Annotated in this window: 14 protein-coding genes; 6 read left to right on the top strand and 8 right to left on the bottom strand. The window is 59.3% G+C overall.

Annotated features, from left to right (window positions below):
• Nucleotides 1-4: 4 nt before the first annotated feature.
• Nucleotides 5-2,878: an aminomethyl-transferring glycine dehydrogenase gene (gcvP, locus tag LOY68_RS30500; RefSeq protein WP_265041563.1), complete on the top strand. Its 2,874-nt coding sequence runs from the start codon at nucleotides 5-7 to the stop codon at nucleotides 2,876-2,878.
• A gap of 51 nt (nucleotides 2,879-2,929) precedes the next feature.
• On the opposite strand, the gene LOY68_RS30495 is transcribed toward gcvP, so the two are convergent.
• From LOY68_RS30495 to LOY68_RS30470, 6 genes are all read right to left on the bottom strand, one after another.
• The gene (locus LOY68_RS30495) at nucleotides 2,930-3,598 is read right to left on the bottom strand and encodes an outer membrane protein (RefSeq protein WP_163910777.1); all 669 of its coding nucleotides are present in this window, start codon (nucleotides 3,596-3,598) and stop codon (nucleotides 2,930-2,932) included.
• A gap of 210 nt (nucleotides 3,599-3,808) precedes the next feature.
• Entirely contained in the window at nucleotides 3,809-4,129 is a 321-nt protein-coding gene (locus tag LOY68_RS30490; protein WP_169843014.1) for a DUF2388 domain-containing protein, read from the bottom strand.
• A 66-nt stretch (nucleotides 4,130-4,195) separates the two neighbouring features.
• Nucleotides 4,196-4,645 (bottom strand): NfeD family protein, encoded by a 450-nt coding sequence (locus tag LOY68_RS30485; protein WP_054616991.1) that lies wholly within the window; start codon nucleotides 4,643-4,645, stop codon nucleotides 4,196-4,198.
• Nucleotides 4,646-4,653: 8 nt separating this feature from the next.
• Complete coding sequence (locus tag LOY68_RS30480) at nucleotides 4,654-5,574, bottom strand: SPFH domain-containing protein (protein ID WP_163910779.1); 921 nt, start codon at nucleotides 5,572-5,574, stop codon at nucleotides 4,654-4,656.
• 105 nt (nucleotides 5,575-5,679) lie between these two features.
• Nucleotides 5,680-7,464, bottom strand: coding sequence for a GspE/PulE family protein (locus LOY68_RS30475; RefSeq protein ID WP_054044602.1), 1,785 nt, complete (start codon nucleotides 7,462-7,464; stop codon nucleotides 5,680-5,682).
• Nucleotides 7,465-7,578: 114 nt separating this feature from the next.
• On the bottom strand, nucleotides 7,579-7,917 hold the full coding sequence (locus tag LOY68_RS30470) for a hypothetical protein (protein WP_265041560.1): 339 nt from the start codon (nucleotides 7,915-7,917) through the stop codon (nucleotides 7,579-7,581).
• A gap of 126 nt (nucleotides 7,918-8,043) precedes the next feature.
• Between LOY68_RS30470 and LOY68_RS30465 the strand changes: the two genes are divergently transcribed.
• A complete protein-coding gene (locus LOY68_RS30465; RefSeq protein WP_163910783.1) occupies nucleotides 8,044-8,514 on the top strand; it encodes an Lrp/AsnC family transcriptional regulator in 471 nt (156 codons plus the stop codon).
• Between the two features lie 86 nt (nucleotides 8,515-8,600).
• On the opposite strand, the gene LOY68_RS30460 is transcribed toward LOY68_RS30465, so the two are convergent.
• Nucleotides 8,601-9,968, bottom strand: coding sequence for an inorganic triphosphatase (locus tag LOY68_RS30460; protein WP_163910785.1), 1,368 nt, complete (start codon nucleotides 9,966-9,968; stop codon nucleotides 8,601-8,603).
• A gap of 156 nt (nucleotides 9,969-10,124) precedes the next feature.
• Here LOY68_RS30460 and argE point away from each other — a divergent pair, with 156 nt between their 5' ends.
• Together argE and argA are read left to right on the top strand one after the other, a co-directional pair.
• Complete coding sequence (argE, locus tag LOY68_RS30455) at nucleotides 10,125-11,294, top strand: acetylornithine deacetylase (RefSeq protein WP_265041558.1); 1,170 nt, start codon at nucleotides 10,125-10,127, stop codon at nucleotides 11,292-11,294.
• Between the two features lie 245 nt (nucleotides 11,295-11,539).
• Entirely contained in the window at nucleotides 11,540-12,838 is a 1,299-nt protein-coding gene (argA, locus tag LOY68_RS30450; protein ID WP_054044593.1) for an amino-acid N-acetyltransferase, read from the top strand.
• Between the two features lie 163 nt (nucleotides 12,839-13,001).
• Here argA and tauA read toward each other — a convergent pair whose 3' ends face one another.
• On the bottom strand, nucleotides 13,002-13,988 hold the full coding sequence (gene tauA / locus LOY68_RS30445) for a taurine ABC transporter substrate-binding protein (protein WP_054616987.1): 987 nt from the start codon (nucleotides 13,986-13,988) through the stop codon (nucleotides 13,002-13,004).
• Between the two features lie 367 nt (nucleotides 13,989-14,355).
• Between tauA and LOY68_RS30440 the strand changes: the two genes are divergently transcribed.
• The gene (locus LOY68_RS30440) at nucleotides 14,356-15,699 is read left to right on the top strand and encodes an OprD family porin (protein WP_163910790.1); all 1,344 of its coding nucleotides are present in this window, start codon (nucleotides 14,356-14,358) and stop codon (nucleotides 15,697-15,699) included.
• Nucleotides 15,700-15,997: 298 nt separating this feature from the next.
• The gene (locus LOY68_RS30435) at nucleotides 15,998-16,636 is read left to right on the top strand and encodes a peroxiredoxin (RefSeq protein ID WP_054044587.1); all 639 of its coding nucleotides are present in this window, start codon (nucleotides 15,998-16,000) and stop codon (nucleotides 16,634-16,636) included.
• Nucleotides 16,637-16,640: the final 4 nt, after the last annotated feature.

Raw genomic sequence — 16,640 nt, 5'->3', positions numbered from 1 at the left:
CGTCATGTCCCAGTTGCCGTCCTTGAGCCAGTTACGCGATCCGAATGCCTTCCTGCGCCGCCACTTGGGCCCCGATGCCGCCGAGCAGCAGGCAATGCTCGACAGCCTTGGCCTTGGCAGCCGGGTCGAGCTGATCGAACAGACCGTGCCGCCGGGCATTCGCCTTAACCGCGAACTGGATTTGCCGCCCGCCCTTGATGAAGAAGCTGCACTGGCCAAGCTGCGCGGCTATGCCGAGCAGAACCAGGTCTGGACCAGCCTGATCGGCATGGGTTATCACGGCACCCTGACGCCAACCGTCATCCTGCGCAACGTGCTGGAAAATCCCGGTTGGTACACCGCGTACACGCCTTATCAACCAGAGATTGCTCAGGGCCGGCTCGAAGCGCTGCTCAACTTCCAGCAACTGACCATCGACCTCACGGGCCTTGAACTGGCCAATGCCTCGCTATTGGATGAAGCCACGGCCGCAGCGGAAGCCATGGCCCTGGCCAAGCGAGTCGCCAAGTCCAAGAGCAATCTGTTTTTCGTCGATGAGAACTGCCATCCGCAGACCATTTCTGTGGTCCAGACCCGGGCCGACGGCTTCGGTTTTGAGCTGATCATCGACACTGTGGATAACTTGAAACAGCACCAGGTGTTCGGCGCATTGCTGCAGTACCCCGACACCCACGGCGAGATTCGCGATCTGCGGCCATTGATCGATCACCTGCATTCGCAGCAAGCGCTGGCCTGCGTTGCGACCGATCTGCTGAGCCTGTTGTTGCTGACGCCACCGGGGGAATCGGGTGCTGACGTGGTGTTCGGTTCATCCCAACGTTTCGGCGTGCCTATGGGTTACGGCGGACCTCACGCGGCGTTTTTTGCCAGTCGCGATGAGTACAAACGGGCGATTCCGGGGCGGATCATCGGCGTGTCGAAAGATGCGCGCGGCAACGTCGCCCTGCGCATGGCCCTGCAAACCCGCGAGCAACATATCCGCCGGGAGAAGGCCAACTCGAACATCTGCACCGCCCAAGTGTTGCTGGCCAATATCGCCAGTTTCTACGCGGTCTACCACGGCCCGGAAGGGCTGAAACGGATTGCCCAGCGCGTGCATCGGCTGACCTGCATCCTCGCCGCCGGCCTCGAACGCCACGGCATTACGCGTCTCAACAAGCAGTTCTTCGACACCCTGACCCTTGAAGTCGGCGGCGCGCAAACCGCGATTATCGAAAGCGCCCAGGCAGCGCAGATCAATTTACGCATTCTCGGACGCGGGCAATTGGGCTTGAGCCTGGATGAAACCTGCGACGAAACCACCGTGGCGAAATTGTTCGATGTGTTCCTCGGTGCCGATCATGGGATGAACGTCGACGAACTCGACGCCGAAACCCTGGTTTCCGGCATACCAGACGGCTTGCTGCGCACCACGCCGTACCTGCGTCACCCGGTATTCAGCGCCCATCACAGCGAAACCGAGATGCTGCGCTACCTCAAACAACTGGAGAACAAGGACCTGGCGCTGAACCAGTCGATGATCCCGCTGGGCTCCTGCACCATGAAACTCAACGCCACCAGCGAGATGATCCCGATCACCTGGCCGCAATTCGCCAACCTGCACCCGTTCGTGCCGAAAGAGCAGGCCGTGGGGTATGCGTTGATGATCGAGGAACTGGAGCGTTGGCTCTGCGCGATTACCGGTTTCGATGCGATCTGCATGCAGCCCAACTCCGGCGCCCAAGGTGAGTACGCCGGGCTGCTGGCGATCCGCAAATATCACGAAAGCCGCCACGAAGGTGCGCGGGATATATGTCTGATTCCTTCCTCGGCCCACGGCACCAACCCGGCGTCGGCGCAAATGGCCGGGATGCGCGTGGTCATCGTCGAATGCGATGAGGCAGGTAACGTCGATCTGGATGATCTGAAGGACAAAGCCGCAGCGGCGGGGGACAAACTCGCCTGCCTGATGGCGACTTATCCTTCGACCCACGGTGTGTACGAGGAAGGTATCAGCGAAATCTGTGAAGTTATCCACAGCCACGGCGGCCAGGTGTACATGGATGGCGCCAACCTGAATGCTCAGGTGGGTTTGGCGCGGCCGGCGGACATCGGCGCTGATGTGTCGCACATGAACCTGCACAAAACCTTCTGCATCCCCCACGGCGGTGGCGGGCCGGGCATGGGGCCGATTGGCGTGCGCGCGCATCTGGCGCCATTCGTGGCCAATCATCCCGTGGTGCCGATCGACGGCCCGCAACCGCAGAACGGCGCTGTCAGTGCCGCGCCTTGGGGCAGTGCGAGCATTTTGCCGATCAGTTGGATGTACATCGCCATGATGGGGCCGCAACTGGCAGATGCCAGCGAGGTGGCGATTCTGGCGGCGAATTACCTGGCGCAGCATTTGTCCGGCGCCTTCCCGGTGCTCTATACCGGGCGCAACGAGCGGGTGGCCCATGAATGCATCCTGGATTTGCGGCCGCTCAAAGTCCTGACTGGCATCAGCGAAGAGGATGTGGCCAAGCGCTTGATGGATTACGGTTTCCATGCACCGACGATGTCGTTCCCGGTGCCGGGGACGTTGATGGTCGAACCGACCGAAAGCGAATCCAAGGCTGAGCTGGACCGTTTTATCGGGGCGATGCTGAGTATTCGTGCGGAAATCACCGAAGTGCAAAACGGTAACTGGGACCCTGAAGACAACCCGCTGAAACGCGCGCCGCACACCCTGGCCGACATCACCGGGGTATGGGAGCGGCCGTACAGCATCGAGCAAGCGGTGACGCCGGACGCCCACACCAAGGCGCATAAATATTGGCCGGCGGTGAACCGCGTGGATAACGTCTACGGCGACCGCAACCTGTTCTGCGCGTGTGTGCCGGTGGATGATTACCGCTGATCTACCGGGCAACACTCGCTCCCACAGTAGATTTAATGCAGGTTCAAAAGATCAGAACGCCATCCTCGCCTCGACGTACAGATTCTGCTCCCGCAATTTGCCCTTGAGCTGTTCGTCCCGGGCATTAATGCGGTTGGCGAAGGTGTTGTAGCCGGTTTCAATGTCGCCCATATCGACATAGCGATAACCGGTGCCCAGGGTGATTTGTTGATTGAGCTTGAGGTCTGCCCCAACGCCCAGGGCATAGGCGAAGTTGTTCTGACTGTTGTTGGCAAACCGTCGCGAAGGGTTGGATTGATACCCTTCGGAATTGATGTTCGCCACGCCTGCACCCGCCATTGCGTACAGCGACAGGTAGGCGTTCAGCGGGAAGTCCTTGTAGGCGTTGAACATCAGGCGCTTGGACGAGACTTGCATGTTGTTGACGTTGGCATTGAACGGCGCCCAATGGCTCTTGAACTCCGAATCCTGCTTGATGCTGTATTCAGCTTCCAGTCGCCAATTGCCCTTGAACCCGTAGCCCAGCGCCACGGAACCGCCTACGTCCTTGTTGCTGTCCGGGCGGACGACCCGATGGCTGACCCTGGGGCTGGTCAGCAGGGAGTTTCCAAGGTCTTGCTGGACACTCTGGATCTTTACCGAGCCATACAGGCCTTCGGCATGGGACAAATGGCTGAACGCGGTGGCGAGCAGCAGTAAAGACAGGGTTGGTTTGATCATGGATGGCGATTCGCTTGTGTGGAAATTCGAATCGACAAAGTTTGGATTCACACGTCGGGCGCTAATATCAGAGTCTTCCTCAGTGCGCCGAGGAATACTCATCAGGACGCCAGGGTTTTGGCACTCTTTGCCGTAGGAAAGTGTGGTGCAGTTTTTCTGGCCCATAAAAAATGCCGCTCATATGAGCGGCATTTTTGTTCAGCGAAAAGCTTATTCCGAAGCGACGGCGTTCTTCGCCAGGATCGCATTCGCCAGTTCCATGTCCGTGGCTTGCAGGCCCGGGTTGTCGGCGCGGACTTTCTGCATCGCGGCTTCCAGGTAAGGACCGCGGATGCCGCCGTCACTGGCGACGAAGCTGCCGGCATCGTCCTGCGCCGCGACGATCAGTTTGTGATCCTTGAACGTCAGGTAGGTCGAACCGGTGGTTGCACCGGAGGAAATGACGTTACGCCAAAAGCTGTCGGCCATCGCTGAACCAACGGGCAGGGACAGCAAGGCAAGGGTAGCGACAGCAAGTTTGAGACGCATGATGGAGACTCCACTGGGGGTTAACTACGGGGTTGGATCGTCATTTACCCAATCGAGTTCCGTGACCGCTCAGTCAGCCGGTTCCACCAGCAGAATCGCCCCTTGCTGACTGACCACACGAACGCGGCTACCCAACGCGGCGTCTGGCCCGCGCGCCATCCACACACCATCGGCGACTTTGATCTTGCCGCGACCGTCGACAATCGCCTCATGTACCACAAAGGTTTTGCCGATCAATTCCTGACCGCGCAGATTCAGGTTTGGCTGATCGCTTTCTCGTACGGCACTGCGCTGGCGTCGCCACCAGTACAGCGCGGTGGCGATCGAGAGCAGGCCGAACAGCAGGAACTGCAGCTCCCATGACAGGCCGGGCAGCACAAAAGTCAGCACGCCAACCGCTGCCGCGGCCATGCCGATCCACAGCAGATAGCCGCCAGCGCCGAATACTTCAAGAATCAGCAGCACCGTGCCGAAGGCCAGCCAGTCCCAGAACGATAAATGTTGCAGAAATGCCCACATGGCGCGCCTCAGGCTTTCTTGTTGTCGAACGTGGCCTTGACGATTTCGCCGATGCCGCCGACAGCACCGATCATCGAGCTGGCCTCAAGCGGCATCAGGATTACTTTGCTGTTGTTGGCCGAGGCCAGTTTGCCCAGGGCATCGATGTATTTCTGCGCGACGAAGTAGTTCACCGCCTGCACGTTGCCGCTTGCGATGGCTTCAGACACCACTTTGGTGGCCTGGGCTTCGGCTTCAGCCTGACGTTCCCGGGCTTCGGATTCCAGGAACGCGGCCTGACGACTACCTTCGGCTTCCAGGATCTGCGCCTGTTTCTTGCCTTCGGCGGTCAGGATCGCGGCAGCCCGCAGGCCTTCTGCTTCGAGGATTTGCGCACGCTTGATCCGCTCGGCTTTCATCTGGCCAGACATGGCGGCCATCAGGTCTGCTGGCGGGCTGATGTCCTTGATCTCGATCCGGGTGATTTTGATGCCCCACGGCGCCGTGGCTTCATCCACCGTACGCAGCAGTTTTTCGTTGATGTTGTCGCGCTGGCTGAGCATCGCGTCCAGCTCCATGGAGCCGAGCACGGTACGAATATTGGTTTGCAGCAAGTTGCGCACCGCGTGTTCGAGGTTGTTCACCTCGTAGGCCGCCTGGGCAGTGTTGACCACCTGGAAGAAGCACACAGCATCGATCTGCACGGTGGCGTTATCAGCGGTGATGACTTCCTGCGGCGGAATATCCAGCACGCTTTCCATCACGTTGATCTTGCGACCGATGCGGTCCATCACTGGAATGATGATGTTCAGGCCAGGCTTGAGAGTGTTGGTGTAACGACCAAAACGCTCGACCGTCCATTGGTAGCCTTGGGGCACAACCTTGAAACCCATGAACAGAATGGCCACGACCAGCCCGACGAAGAGTAAAAGCACACTACCGATCTGCATAACGATTCCCTGTTTATGTATTGGCGATGGCAGGAGTGTAGCGGCGCGGGTCGGCGAGCAGAACTGCTTAGTCAATCCTTGCATCATCAGGAGACATAAAAGGTTTCATTTCTGCTCGCTCTGCGGCGTCACCCGCAACACCTCCTCAATCGTCGTCAGCCCCGCCGCTACTTTCTGCGCGCCGGACAGTCGCAAGCTGCGCATGCCTTCCTTGAACGCCTGGCGCCGAATCGCCAGTAGGTCCGTATCCGGGGTGATCAGCGCCTTGACGCTGTCAGTCAGTTGCATGATTTCGTAGACCCCGGCGCGGCCGCGGTAGCCGGTGTCGCGGCATTCCAGGCAGCCGATGGCGCGGTGGGCATTGTTGGGGAGCGGTGCCTGCCAGGGGCGGGTCAGGGTTTGCCAGTCTTCTTCGCCGAGGGTCAGCGGCGCTTTGCAGTGCGGGCAAAGGGTGCGGACCAGACGCTGGGCCATGACCCCGAGCACCGTGGCTTTGATCAGGTAATGCGGCACGCCGAGTTCCAGCAAACGGCTGATGGCGCTCGGCGCGTCGTTGGTGTGCAGGGTCGAAAGCACCAAGTGACCGGTGAGCGCGGCCTGGATCGCCATTTCGGCGGTTTCGAGGTCGCGGATCTCGCCGATCATGATGATGTCCGGGTCTTGCCGCATCAGCGCGCGCACTCCGGCGGCGAAGGTCAGGTCGATGTTGTGCTGGACCTGCATCTGGTTGAAGGCCGGCTCGACCATTTCGATCGGGTCCTCGATGGTGCAGAGGTTGACCTCCGGCGTCGCCAGTTTTTTCAGGGTGGTATAGAGCGTGGTGGTCTTGCCCGAACCGGTCGGCCCGGTTACCAGGATGATGCCGTTAGGCTGGCGGGTCATGTCTTGCCAGCGGCGCAGGTCGTCGGCGGAGAAACCCAACTGATCGAAATCCTTGAGCAGCACTTCCGGGTCGAAAATCCGCATGACCATTTTTTCGCCAAACGCGGTAGGCAAGGTCGACAGCCGCAGTTCGACTTCGCCGCCATCCGGGGTCTTGGTCTTGACCCGGCCATCCTGGGGTTTGCGTTTTTCCGCGACGTTCATCCGGCCCAGGCTTTTCAGGCGACTGACGATGGCCATGGTCACCTGGGGCGGGAATTGATAGACGTTGTGCAACACGCCGTCGATGCGAAACCGCACGGTGCCTTGCTCGCGGCGCGGTTCGATGTGGATATCACTGGCCCGCTGCTGGAACGCGTACTGGAACAACCAGTCGACGATGTTGACGATGTGCGCGTCGTTGGCGTCCGGCTCCTGGTCGCTGGCGCCGAGGTTGAGCAGTTGTTCGAAGTTGCCCAGGGTGCTGGTCTGTTGATCGGCATTGGTCGCGCCGGTGACCGATTTGGCCAGGCGAAAAAACTCCACGCTGAAGCGCTGGATGTCCGCCGGGTTGGCCACAACGCGCTTGATCGGCAGCTTCAACACGTGGGTCAGATCGGCTTCCCAGCCTGTGACATAGGGCTGGGCGCTGGCCACGGTCACGGCGTCGCGGTCGATGGAGACGGCGAGGATCTTGTGACGCTGGGCGAAAGCGTAGGACATCAACGGCGTGATGGCCGCGACGTTGATCTTCAGCGGATCGATGCGCAAATAAGGCTGGCCGGCCTGCTGCGACAGCCACAGGGTCAGGCTTTCCAGATCCAGGTGTTTGCCGGGACGGCTGAGGTCGTCGAGGTGTTGGCTGGCAATAAACTCCAATGGGTGCAACTGGCCATTGGCGGCGTGCCGGCGTCGGGCGTTGAGCGCGAGTTCGGCGGAATCCTGATTGATAAAGCCTTGGGCGACCAGCTCTCTCAGCAAATCATTGAGATCCAGCCAGCGGTCCTGTGTGGCAAGTTGAACGGACATGCGGGTTCCTTTTGAACAATCCTGCAAACAGCGATCTAGACCGCAGTGTGCAAAGGATAGTCGCGGAGCCGCTGACCGTTGGGCCACTACCCGACGAAGCCGTTTCCAGTTCCTTCAGCCGGCCGCTTGAGCCTGCCCGTCCCATGCCGCATCGGCACTTTGCAGGTTCACCGAGCAGACGCTGATCAGGTTACGAAGTTTTTCCGCGATCACTTCGGCGCGGTGCCAGCTCAGGCCGTCGATCACGATGTCGATCGACAGCAGATCGTCCATGCGTTGCACGTTGACCTGCTCCGGGGTCAGGAACTGCAAGGCGAACAGGTTGAGTGCTCGGCACAGCAAATCCGGTTCGGCCTCGGCCAGCAGTTGGTATTGCACGCGGCAATGGGCGTTGCTGACGTTCCACACATCGGCGCGGGGTGCTGGGGTATTCACGGCTTCTAAATGCGGCATGCTCGGTCTCCAAAATCACTGGAGGAATTTTTACATTCGGTGCCGGGCATTTCTTGGCTATGATCGGGCGTATTAGCGATTTATCGAATCGTTTGATTCAACAAGTGATCATTCAAGGGTTTTTCTATGCACGCCGAGCTGGATGGCTACGACCGCAAGATTCTCGCGTTGCTGCAAGAGGACGCTTCGCTTTCCAGTGCGCAGATCGCCGAACAGGTCGGGCTGTCGCAGTCGCCGTGCTGGCGGCGGATTCAGCGGATGAAGGAGGAGGGGATCATTCGCGGGCAGGTGACGTTGCTGGATCGCAAGAAAATCGGCCTCAACACGCAGATTTTTGCCGAGATCAAACTCAACGCCCACGGGCGTTCGAACTTCACCGAGTTCACCGAGGCGATTCGCGGTTTTCCCGAAGTGCTGGAGTGTTATGTGCTGATGGGGTCGGTGGATTTTTTGCTGCGGATTGTCACGGCGGACATCGAGGCGTATGAGCGGTTCTTCTTCGAGAAGCTGTCGATGGTGCCGGGGATTCAGGAGGTGAATTCGATTGTGGCGTTGTCGGAAATCAAGTCCACGACGAGTTTGCCGGTGATGCGGTAAAGCAAAAGATCGCAGCCTGCGGCAGCTCCTACAGGGGAATGCATACACCTGTAGGAGCTGCCGAAGGCTGCGATCTTTTAACGGTGTTACATGCGCAGCAACATCTTCCAGGCACGATTCTGATACACGGCGATCGCCTGCTGCTTACGCGCATCCAGGGCTTCGTCGGTGATCGGCTCGTTGGCCAGTTGCGCCAGTTTGTTCAGTTCACCGTACAGGCGATCCATTTCCGGGATGTCCAGCACGCCACGGGCGTGGTGCATCCAGGCCTGGATGCGTTCGATGCGCGGCAGTTGCTCGGCCAGGTCTTCCGGCTGTTGCTGGTAGCGTTGCAATTGCAGGGATGTGGCTTCTTCGCCCAGCAGGCGCGGCAACCAGTTGGCCAATTGTGCAGCGCCCTGGCGATTGCCACGCACGTTGCGATCGGCAGCCCAGGTGCGCGCCAGCAACCAGCGCGACGTGTTCAACGAGAACAAGCCCCAACGCGGGTCTTCCAGTTCTTCGAGGAACTGCTCCGGCGCGGCTTTGCGCACGTCTTCATCGTCCAGACCGGCTTGAACCAGCGGACGCCAGTCTTCCAGCAAAGCATCCAGCGCAATGCGCAGGTCGTGAGTCGACTGACGCGGTGCGGCTTGGCCGAGGCTGCTCAGCAGCGCGCGCAGTTCACCGAGGTTTTCGACCCAGTCCTGCAGCAAACGCCAGTGACCATTGAAGCGATACTGTTCAGCCAGACGCTGGCTGCTGCCCAGCAAGTGCCAGCTCAGCGCAGCGAAAGCGTCGTCGAGCGGCATTTCGGCGGTGATCTGCGGCGCCGGCAGGCTCAGCGAGTAGCTGTTGGCGTCGTACAAACGATACCCGCGCTCGGCCTTGCTGATGTCACATGGCATCAGGGGCAGGGTCGCGGCCAATTCGGCAGCCAGTTCCAGCAGCGCGGCGGGTTCGCCTTCGCGCAGTTCCAGTTCCAGCTCGCAGATTTCTTCTTTCTGCTTGCCGACCACCACGTGGCCGAAGTCCAGCGCGGCTTCGATAACCACTTTGGTCTTGCCACGGCCCCAGGCGATCTCCGCGCGTTCGCGCACGAAATCGGTGGTGAAGATGGCTTTCAGGGTTTTCTTGTCCAGCTCGGCCAGCTCTTCAGGCCAGCATTCGCCGTCGAGTTTCTTCACGTCGAGCTTGGCTTTGGGCAGGTTCCAGTCGTATTCGTTACGCTCGGACAGACCGGCAACGCTCTGGCCACGGGTCTTGAGGGTCTGGATCACTTCTTCGCCATCGCGGCGCAGGCGCAGGGCAACCTTGGCGCGGGCCAGGTCGCGCTCAGGCGTGTCGAAGTATTGGTTCATCAACTCACGGCGTTCCCAGCCACTTTTGTTGCGTTTTTTCAGGAGCGGGTGCTCGCGCAGGGCGGCGAGGGTTTCGCGGCTGACGCGGAGTTTGATTTCGGTTTCTTTCTGCATGGCCGGAAAATCCAGGATCGGGAGCGCAGCCGGGGGAATGTGTGGCTGCCAAGGTCGTGCAGTGTACAGGAGTGAACGTTCCTACGTGCCGCGGCGGTTTATTCCTGTCGCCGGATGGTTCTATGATGGACCTCAATTCGGGAGTTGGAGTCAGCGATGCCTTTGCCGTCCATGAAAGATCAGTTCGCTGCGCTGATCGCTGCGCCGTCCGTCAGCTGTACGCAGGCTAGCCTGGATCAGACCAACCGGCCGGTGATCGATTTGCTGGCGACCTGGCTCGGTGATCTGGGTTTTGCCTGCGATATCCAGCAGGTCAGCCCCGGCAAATTCAACCTGCTCGCCAGTTTCGGTTCCGGCCCTGGCGGCCTGGTACTGGCCGGGCACAGCGACACCGTGCCGTTCGATGGTGCGTTGTGGCAGACCGATCCCTTGAAGCTGACCGAAGTTGACGGCCGCTGGGTTGGCCTCGGCAGTTGTGACATGAAGGGCTTTTTCGCCCTGGCCATCGAAGCGGTCATCCCGTTGCTAGACAAACCGTTCAAGCAACCGTTGCTGATCCTCGCCACTTGCGACGAAGAAAGCTCGATGTCCGGGGCTCGCGCCTTGGCCGAAGCCGGACGTCCGCTGGGCCGGGCGGCGGTGATCGGCGAGCCGACCGGGCTCAAGCCGATCCGCATGCACAAAGGCATCATGATGGAGCGCATCGACATCCTTGGGCAAAGCGGCCATTCCTCGGACCCGCGCCTGGGCCACAGCGCCCTCGAAGCGATGCACGATGCCATCGGCGAACTGCGCGGCTTGCGTCTGTTGTGGCAGCGCGAATTCCGTAATCCGCAGTTTGGCGTGCCGACCCCGACGATGAATTTTGGCTGCATTCATGGCGGCGATAATCCCAATCGCATCTGCGGCCAGTGTTCGCTGGAATTCGACCTGCGACCGCTGCCGGGCATGGACCCCAAGATCCTGCGTGCGGAAATTCTGGCGAGGCTCAAACCGGTTGCCGAACGGCATCAGGTGAAGATCGATTACGCGCCGCTGTTCCCCGAAGTGCCGCCGTTCGAGCAGGCCGAAGACGCCGAATTGGTCCGGGTTGCGGAAAAGCTCACCGGTCATCGCGCCGAAGCAGTGGCGTTCGGCACGGAAGCGCCTTATCTTCAGCGCCTTGGCTGCGAAACACTGGTGCTCGGCCCGGGCGATATCGCCTGCGCTCATCAACCGGGGGAATACCTCGAAATGTCACGTTTGCAGCCTACCGTGCATCTATTACGTCAATTGATTGAACATTACTGCCTGACACCGGCCCAAACGACGGTGCCTGTGGCTTGAAATGCGAACCCATGTAGGAGCTGCCGAAGGCTGCGATCTTTTGATCTTGCTTCGAAAAACAGGATCAAAAGATCGCAGCCTTCGGCAGCTCCTACAGGTTTCGCGTATAAATTGCCGGTATCCCAACCCGTATTCATGAGGAGAGCTCGCGTGTCGCCAAGCCTGTTCCGACGATAACCACCAGCCCGTTGTGCGTTTTATGGTTCACCCATTTTTTGGCTGCTATTTATTACAGGCCCAGGTTCATGCCCGAATACGTTAATTGGCTTCGTCACGCTTCTCCTTATATCAATGCCCACCGCGACTGCACGTTCGTCGTCATGCTGCCCGGCGACGGTGTGGAGCATCCGAACTTCGGCAATATCGTCCACGACCTGGTGCTGTTGCACAGCCTCGGTGTGCGATTGGTGCTGGTTCACGGTTCTCGTCCGCAAATTGAAACCCGCCTCGCTGCGCGCGGCCTGATCCCGCATTACCACCACGGCATGCGCATCACCGATGCCGCGACCCTGGAGTGTGTGATCGACGCGGTCGGCCATCTGCGCATCGCCATCGAAGCGCGGTTGTCCATGGACATGGCCTCGTCGCCGATGCAGGGCTCGCGCCTGCGGGTGGCCAGCGGCAATCTGGTAACGGCGCGGCCGATCGGCGTGCTTGAAGGCGTCGACTATCACCACACCGGCGAAGTGCGCCGGGTTGATCGCAAGGGCATCAATCGCCTGCTGGACGAGCGCTCCATTGTGCTGCTGTCGCCGCTGGGCTACTCGCCGACCGGTGAGATTTTCAACCTCGCTTGCGAAGACGTCGCCACCCGCGCGGCCATCGACTTGGGCGCGGACAAATTGCTGCTGTTCGGCGCCGACCTGGGCTTGATCGATGAAAACGGTCGTCTGGTCCGTGAGTTGCGTCCGCAACAAGTGCCGGCGCATCTGCAACGCTTGGGCAGCAACTATCAGGGCGAACTGCTGGATGCGGCGGCTGAAGCCTGTCGTGGCGGCGTGGCGCGTAGCCACATCGTTAGCTACGCCGAAGACGGCGCGCTGCTGACCGAGCTGTTCACACGCGATGGTGGCGGTACGCTGGTGGCCCAGGAACAATTCGAACTGGTGCGTGAAGCAGCGATTGAAGACGTCGGCGGTCTGCTGGATTTGATCAGCCCGCTGGAAGAGCAGGGGATTCTGGTGCGTCGCTCGCGGGAAGTGCTGGAGCGCGAGATCGAGCAGTTCAGCGTGGTCGAACGTGAAGGCATGATCATCGCCTGCGCGGCGCTGTATCAGATTGCCGATTCGGATGCAGGGGAGTTGGCCTGTCTGGCGGTTAACCCGGAATATCGCCATGGCGGTCGCGGCGATGAGTTGCTCGAGCGCATCGAAACCCGTGCCCGTGCCCAGGGGCTGAAGACCTTGTTCGTGCTGACGACCCGGACGGCGCACTGGTTCCGCGAGCGTGGTTTCGAGCCAAGCAGCGTCGAGCGCCTGCCGTCGGCGCGGGCGTCGCTGTACAACTATCAGCGCAATTCGAAGATCTTCGAAAAAACCCTCTGATAACCCCGCCCCCCTGTAGGAGCGAGGCTTGCCCGCGAAAGCGTCGTCATGGTCAACATTCATGTCAGCCATGACGGCCCCTTCGCGGGCAAGCCTCGCTCCTACAGGAGGGTGGTGTTGATCGTTCCCACGCAGTGGGAGCGATCATTACAAGAGGGTGGTGTTACTCGGTGACGAACTTCGCGCTCACATACGGCGAGTAATCCGGCAGCACCGTTTCAACCTTGCCTTGCTCCTTCAAGAACTTCGCCGTCTCGCCGATGGCTTTGGCCGTGCCGCCGTCGAGCAGTGCGGTGGTCTGTTGGGCCTTGGCGTCCGGGAAGGTCGAGCCGGCCAGTAACTCCGGCACATCGACGGCGTTGGCACCGGTCAGTTTGGCGATTTTCTGTACAGGCACCGAGTCGGCGGTCCAGCTGTCTTTATGGGCGGCGTAGTCGGCGAACGAATCCAGAGTGACCTTGGCGAATTTGGCCACCACCTCTGGATGCTTCTCGGCGTAATCCTTGCGGGCTACCCAGACTTCAAAGGTCGGCGCGCCCCATTGGCCAACCTGTGCGGCATCGGTCAAGGTCTTGCCAGTCTTGCGAATTTCACCCAGGGCCGGCGACCAGACAAACGCTCCGTCGATGTCGCCGCGCTTCCAGGCGGCAGCGATTTCGGCTGGTTGCAGGTTCACCACTTTGACTTTCGAGGCATCCAGGCCCCAGTGCTTCAGCGCGCCAAGCAGGCTGTAATGGGAGGTCGAAACGAAGGGCGTGGCGATGGTCTTGCCGATCAGATCTTCCGGTTTATCGATGCCGCTGCCATTGCGCACGACCAAGGCTTCGGCGGCGTTGATCTGGGCCGACACGATGAACGCCACGATCGGCAGGTTGCGTGACGCGGCGGCGGCAAGAGGGCTGGAGCCGAGGTTGCCGATCTGCACGTCGCCGGAGGCAATGGCAGTAACGACTTCCGGGCCACTGTTGAAGCGGCGCCAGTCGATTTTCTGGCCAATGGTTTTCTCGTAGACGCCATCGGCCTGGGGCACTTTGCTGGGGTCAATACCGGTCTGATAGCCCACCGTGAGGTTGGCTGCCTGAGCACCAAAAGAAAATAAAACCGATACACAAACTGTAACAATTTGACTGGATAGTGCGCGTTTGGCCATGATGGCGTCGCCTTTTCGATAGGGATTGACGTATGTAAGATGCGTCAAAGCTAATCGATCTAAAAAAAGGCCAACAAATACCATTTAGTAATTAGCTTATGAGCCGATACCGGATGTCTCGGTACGGTTTTGCGGTGCTGGGCTATATTCCATTGCGGTATGAAAAAGAATGAAATAATTCTTTTTGGGTTTATGAGGAATTCATTACCCTGCAGGGACCAAATCACGGTGATTAGACCTTGGTCGTAGACACACAAGGTTACGATTGACTTGTCAGTCACGGTCTGGCGCTAATCGCGCATCTTAGGATCCAGGGCATTCGACCCGGGACCAGGAACACAAGAATTAGAAAAGAGAGGAGCGAAACATGAATAAGTCCACCTTGGCCCTGGCTGTGGCTGTAGGGGTTTTGGCGCAGCAGGCAGGCGCCGCGGGGTTCATCGAAGACAGCAAGGCTACCTTGGGTCTGCGTAACTACTACATCAACACTGATAACCGTGACGGCACCGGTCCGAACAAAAACGAAGAATGGGGCCAAGGCTTCGATCTGCGTTTCATCTCCGGTTACACCCAAGGCACCGTCGGTTTCGGTATCGATGCGATCGGCCTTCTGGGTGTGAAACTGGATTCGGGCGGCGGCACCAACGGCGCCACTGCTACCTCCTACGGCGGCACTGTATTCCCGAGCAAGTCCAACGGCGAAGCGGTTGATGACTTCTCCAGCCTGGGCCTGACGGCTAAAGCCAAGATCTCCCAGACCGAGCTGAAGCTGGGTACCTTGCAGCCTAAGAACCCGGTTATCGTGACCAACGATGGTCGTCTGCTGCCACAAACCTGGCAGGGTGGCCAGATCACTTCCGGCGACATCAAGGACCTGACTCTGGTCGGTGGCCAGATTGAAGCCGTGAAAGGTCGTAACTCCAGCAACAATGAACAGCTGAGCATCGGCGGCGCCAACACTCGTGGCACCGCCTTCCGTGACAGCAACAAGTTCATCTACGCCGGTGGTGACTACAAAATCACCAAAGACCTGACTGCCCAGTACTACTACGGCAACCTGGAAGACTTCTACAAGCAACACTTCCTGGGTCTGGTTCACAACTGGGCAATCGGCCCGGGTGTATTGAAGTCCGACCTGCGCTACTTCAACAGCTCTGATGACGGTAAAAACGGCACTGATTCGGCCTATTACAGTTCCGGTAACTACACCGGTTTCCGTAACGGCCGTGGTGAAGTCTCCAACAACCTGTACAGCGGCCTGTTCCTGTACTCCGTTGCGGGTCACACCTTCGGTGGCGGTTATCAGGTCAGCAACGGTAGCAGCGACTTCCCTTGGCTGAACCAGGGTGACGGTTCGTCCAACTACACCATCACCGACATGCAGATCCAGAAGTTCGGTCGTGCCGGCGAGAAAACCTGGCAAGCACGCTACTCGTATGACTTCGCCAAAGTCGGTGTACCAGGCCTGACCGCCGGTGCCGTGTACCTCAAAGGTGACAGCATCGACACCGTGGGCACCAATGGTCGCGAGAGCGCTTCGAATCGTTCCGAGTGGGAGCGTGACTTCACCCTGGCTTACGTCGTACCAGAAGGTCCGCTGAAAAACGTTGGCTTCATGTGGAAAAACGCTACATGGCGCACCGACCTGCCGAACACACGTTCGCAGGACGAAAACCGTCTGATCGTCAGCTACTCGATCCCGCTGTTGTAATAGCGTGCTCCAGTAAGCCTGCGTAAATAAAGCCCCGCCCGGCACCTCGCCGGGCGGGGCTTTTGCGTTTTCAAGGCGGAGTCACCCCCGTAATCCCGCCCTGAAATTGCCCCTCTTTTGCAGCTACTCAAGGCCTTCTCGAACCTTGTGGGCGATGTTCGTCGCGATGGCCGGGAAGGTCCAGTGAACAGATCTTTAATATTCATTTATGATCTAAATAAATCGATATTTATTCTTTTTAATTCAATCGGAATGCAGGCACAGTTGAGCTCAACAAGCACTCACCAGGAGCAGCACCATGAGCCTCAGACTTGGCGATATCGCCCCCGATTTCGAACAGGATTCCAGCGCCGGCACCATCCGTTTCCACGAATGGCTCGGCGATAGCTGGGGCGTGCTGTTTTCCCACCCGGCGGACTTCACCCCGGTGTGCACCACCGAACTGGGCTTCACCGCCAAGCTCAAGGATGAATTTTCCAACCGTGGCGTCAAAGCCATCGCCCTTTCGGTTGATCCGGTGGACTCGCACCACAAGTGGATCGAGGACATCAACGAAACCCAGAACACGCTCGTCAACTTCCCGATCCTGGCCGACGCCGATCGCAAGGTCTCGGACCTCTACGACCTGATTCACCCGAACGCCAATGACACCCTGACCGTGCGCTCGCTGTTCGTGATCGACCCGAACAAGAAGGTTCGGCTGACCATCACCTACCCGGCCAGCACCGGTCGCAACTTCCATGAAATCCTGCGGGTGATCGACTCGCTGCAGCTCACCGACAACTACAAAGTGGCCACCCCGGCCAACTGGCAGGACGGTGACGAAGTGGTGATCGTGCCGTCGCTCAAGGACGAAGATGAAATCAAGAAACGCTTTCCGAAGGGCTATCGCGCGGTGAAGCCTTACCTGCGCCTGACGCCACAGCCGAACCGCTAAGCCA

Origin of the sequence: Pseudomonas sp. B21-053 (assembly GCF_026016365.1) — a bacterium.
GTDB classification, from domain to species: domain Bacteria; phylum Pseudomonadota; class Gammaproteobacteria; order Pseudomonadales; family Pseudomonadaceae; genus Aquipseudomonas; species Aquipseudomonas nunensis.
Note: the sequence above shows the minus strand (reverse complement) of the source record. Positions and strands in the feature narration are given on the sequence as shown.

Bases quoted from the DNA above. Each gene is read 5' to 3' on its own strand.
- gcvP (WP_265041563.1), top strand. From the start codon at position 5: ATGTCCCAGTTGCCGTCCTTGAGCCAGTTACGCGATCCGAATGCCTTC.
- LOY68_RS30495 (WP_163910777.1), bottom strand. From the start codon at position 3,598: ATGATCAAACCAACCCTGTCTTTACTGCTGCTCGCCACCGCGTTCAGC.
- LOY68_RS30485 (WP_054616991.1), bottom strand. From the start codon at position 4,645: ATGTGGGCATTTCTGCAACATTTATCGTTCTGGGACTGGCTGGCCTTC.
- LOY68_RS30480 (WP_163910779.1), bottom strand. From the start codon at position 5,574: ATGCAGATCGGTAGTGTGCTTTTACTCTTCGTCGGGCTGGTCGTGGCC.
- LOY68_RS30475 (WP_054044602.1), bottom strand. From the start codon at position 7,464: ATGTCCGTTCAACTTGCCACACAGGACCGCTGGCTGGATCTCAATGAT.
- LOY68_RS30470 (WP_265041560.1), bottom strand. From the start codon at position 7,917: ATGCCGCATTTAGAAGCCGTGAATACCCCAGCACCCCGCGCCGATGTG.
- LOY68_RS30465 (WP_163910783.1), top strand. From the start codon at position 8,044: ATGCACGCCGAGCTGGATGGCTACGACCGCAAGATTCTCGCGTTGCTG.
- LOY68_RS30460 (WP_163910785.1), bottom strand. From the start codon at position 9,968: ATGCAGAAAGAAACCGAAATCAAACTCCGCGTCAGCCGCGAAACCCTC.
- argE (WP_265041558.1), top strand. From the start codon at position 10,125: ATGCCTTTGCCGTCCATGAAAGATCAGTTCGCTGCGCTGATCGCTGCG.
- argA (WP_054044593.1), top strand. From the start codon at position 11,540: ATGCCCGAATACGTTAATTGGCTTCGTCACGCTTCTCCTTATATCAAT.
- tauA (WP_054616987.1), bottom strand. From the start codon at position 13,988: ATGGCCAAACGCGCACTATCCAGTCAAATTGTTACAGTTTGTGTATCG.
- LOY68_RS30440 (WP_163910790.1), top strand. From the start codon at position 14,356: ATGAATAAGTCCACCTTGGCCCTGGCTGTGGCTGTAGGGGTTTTGGCG.
- LOY68_RS30435 (WP_054044587.1), top strand. From the start codon at position 15,998: ATGAGCCTCAGACTTGGCGATATCGCCCCCGATTTCGAACAGGATTCC.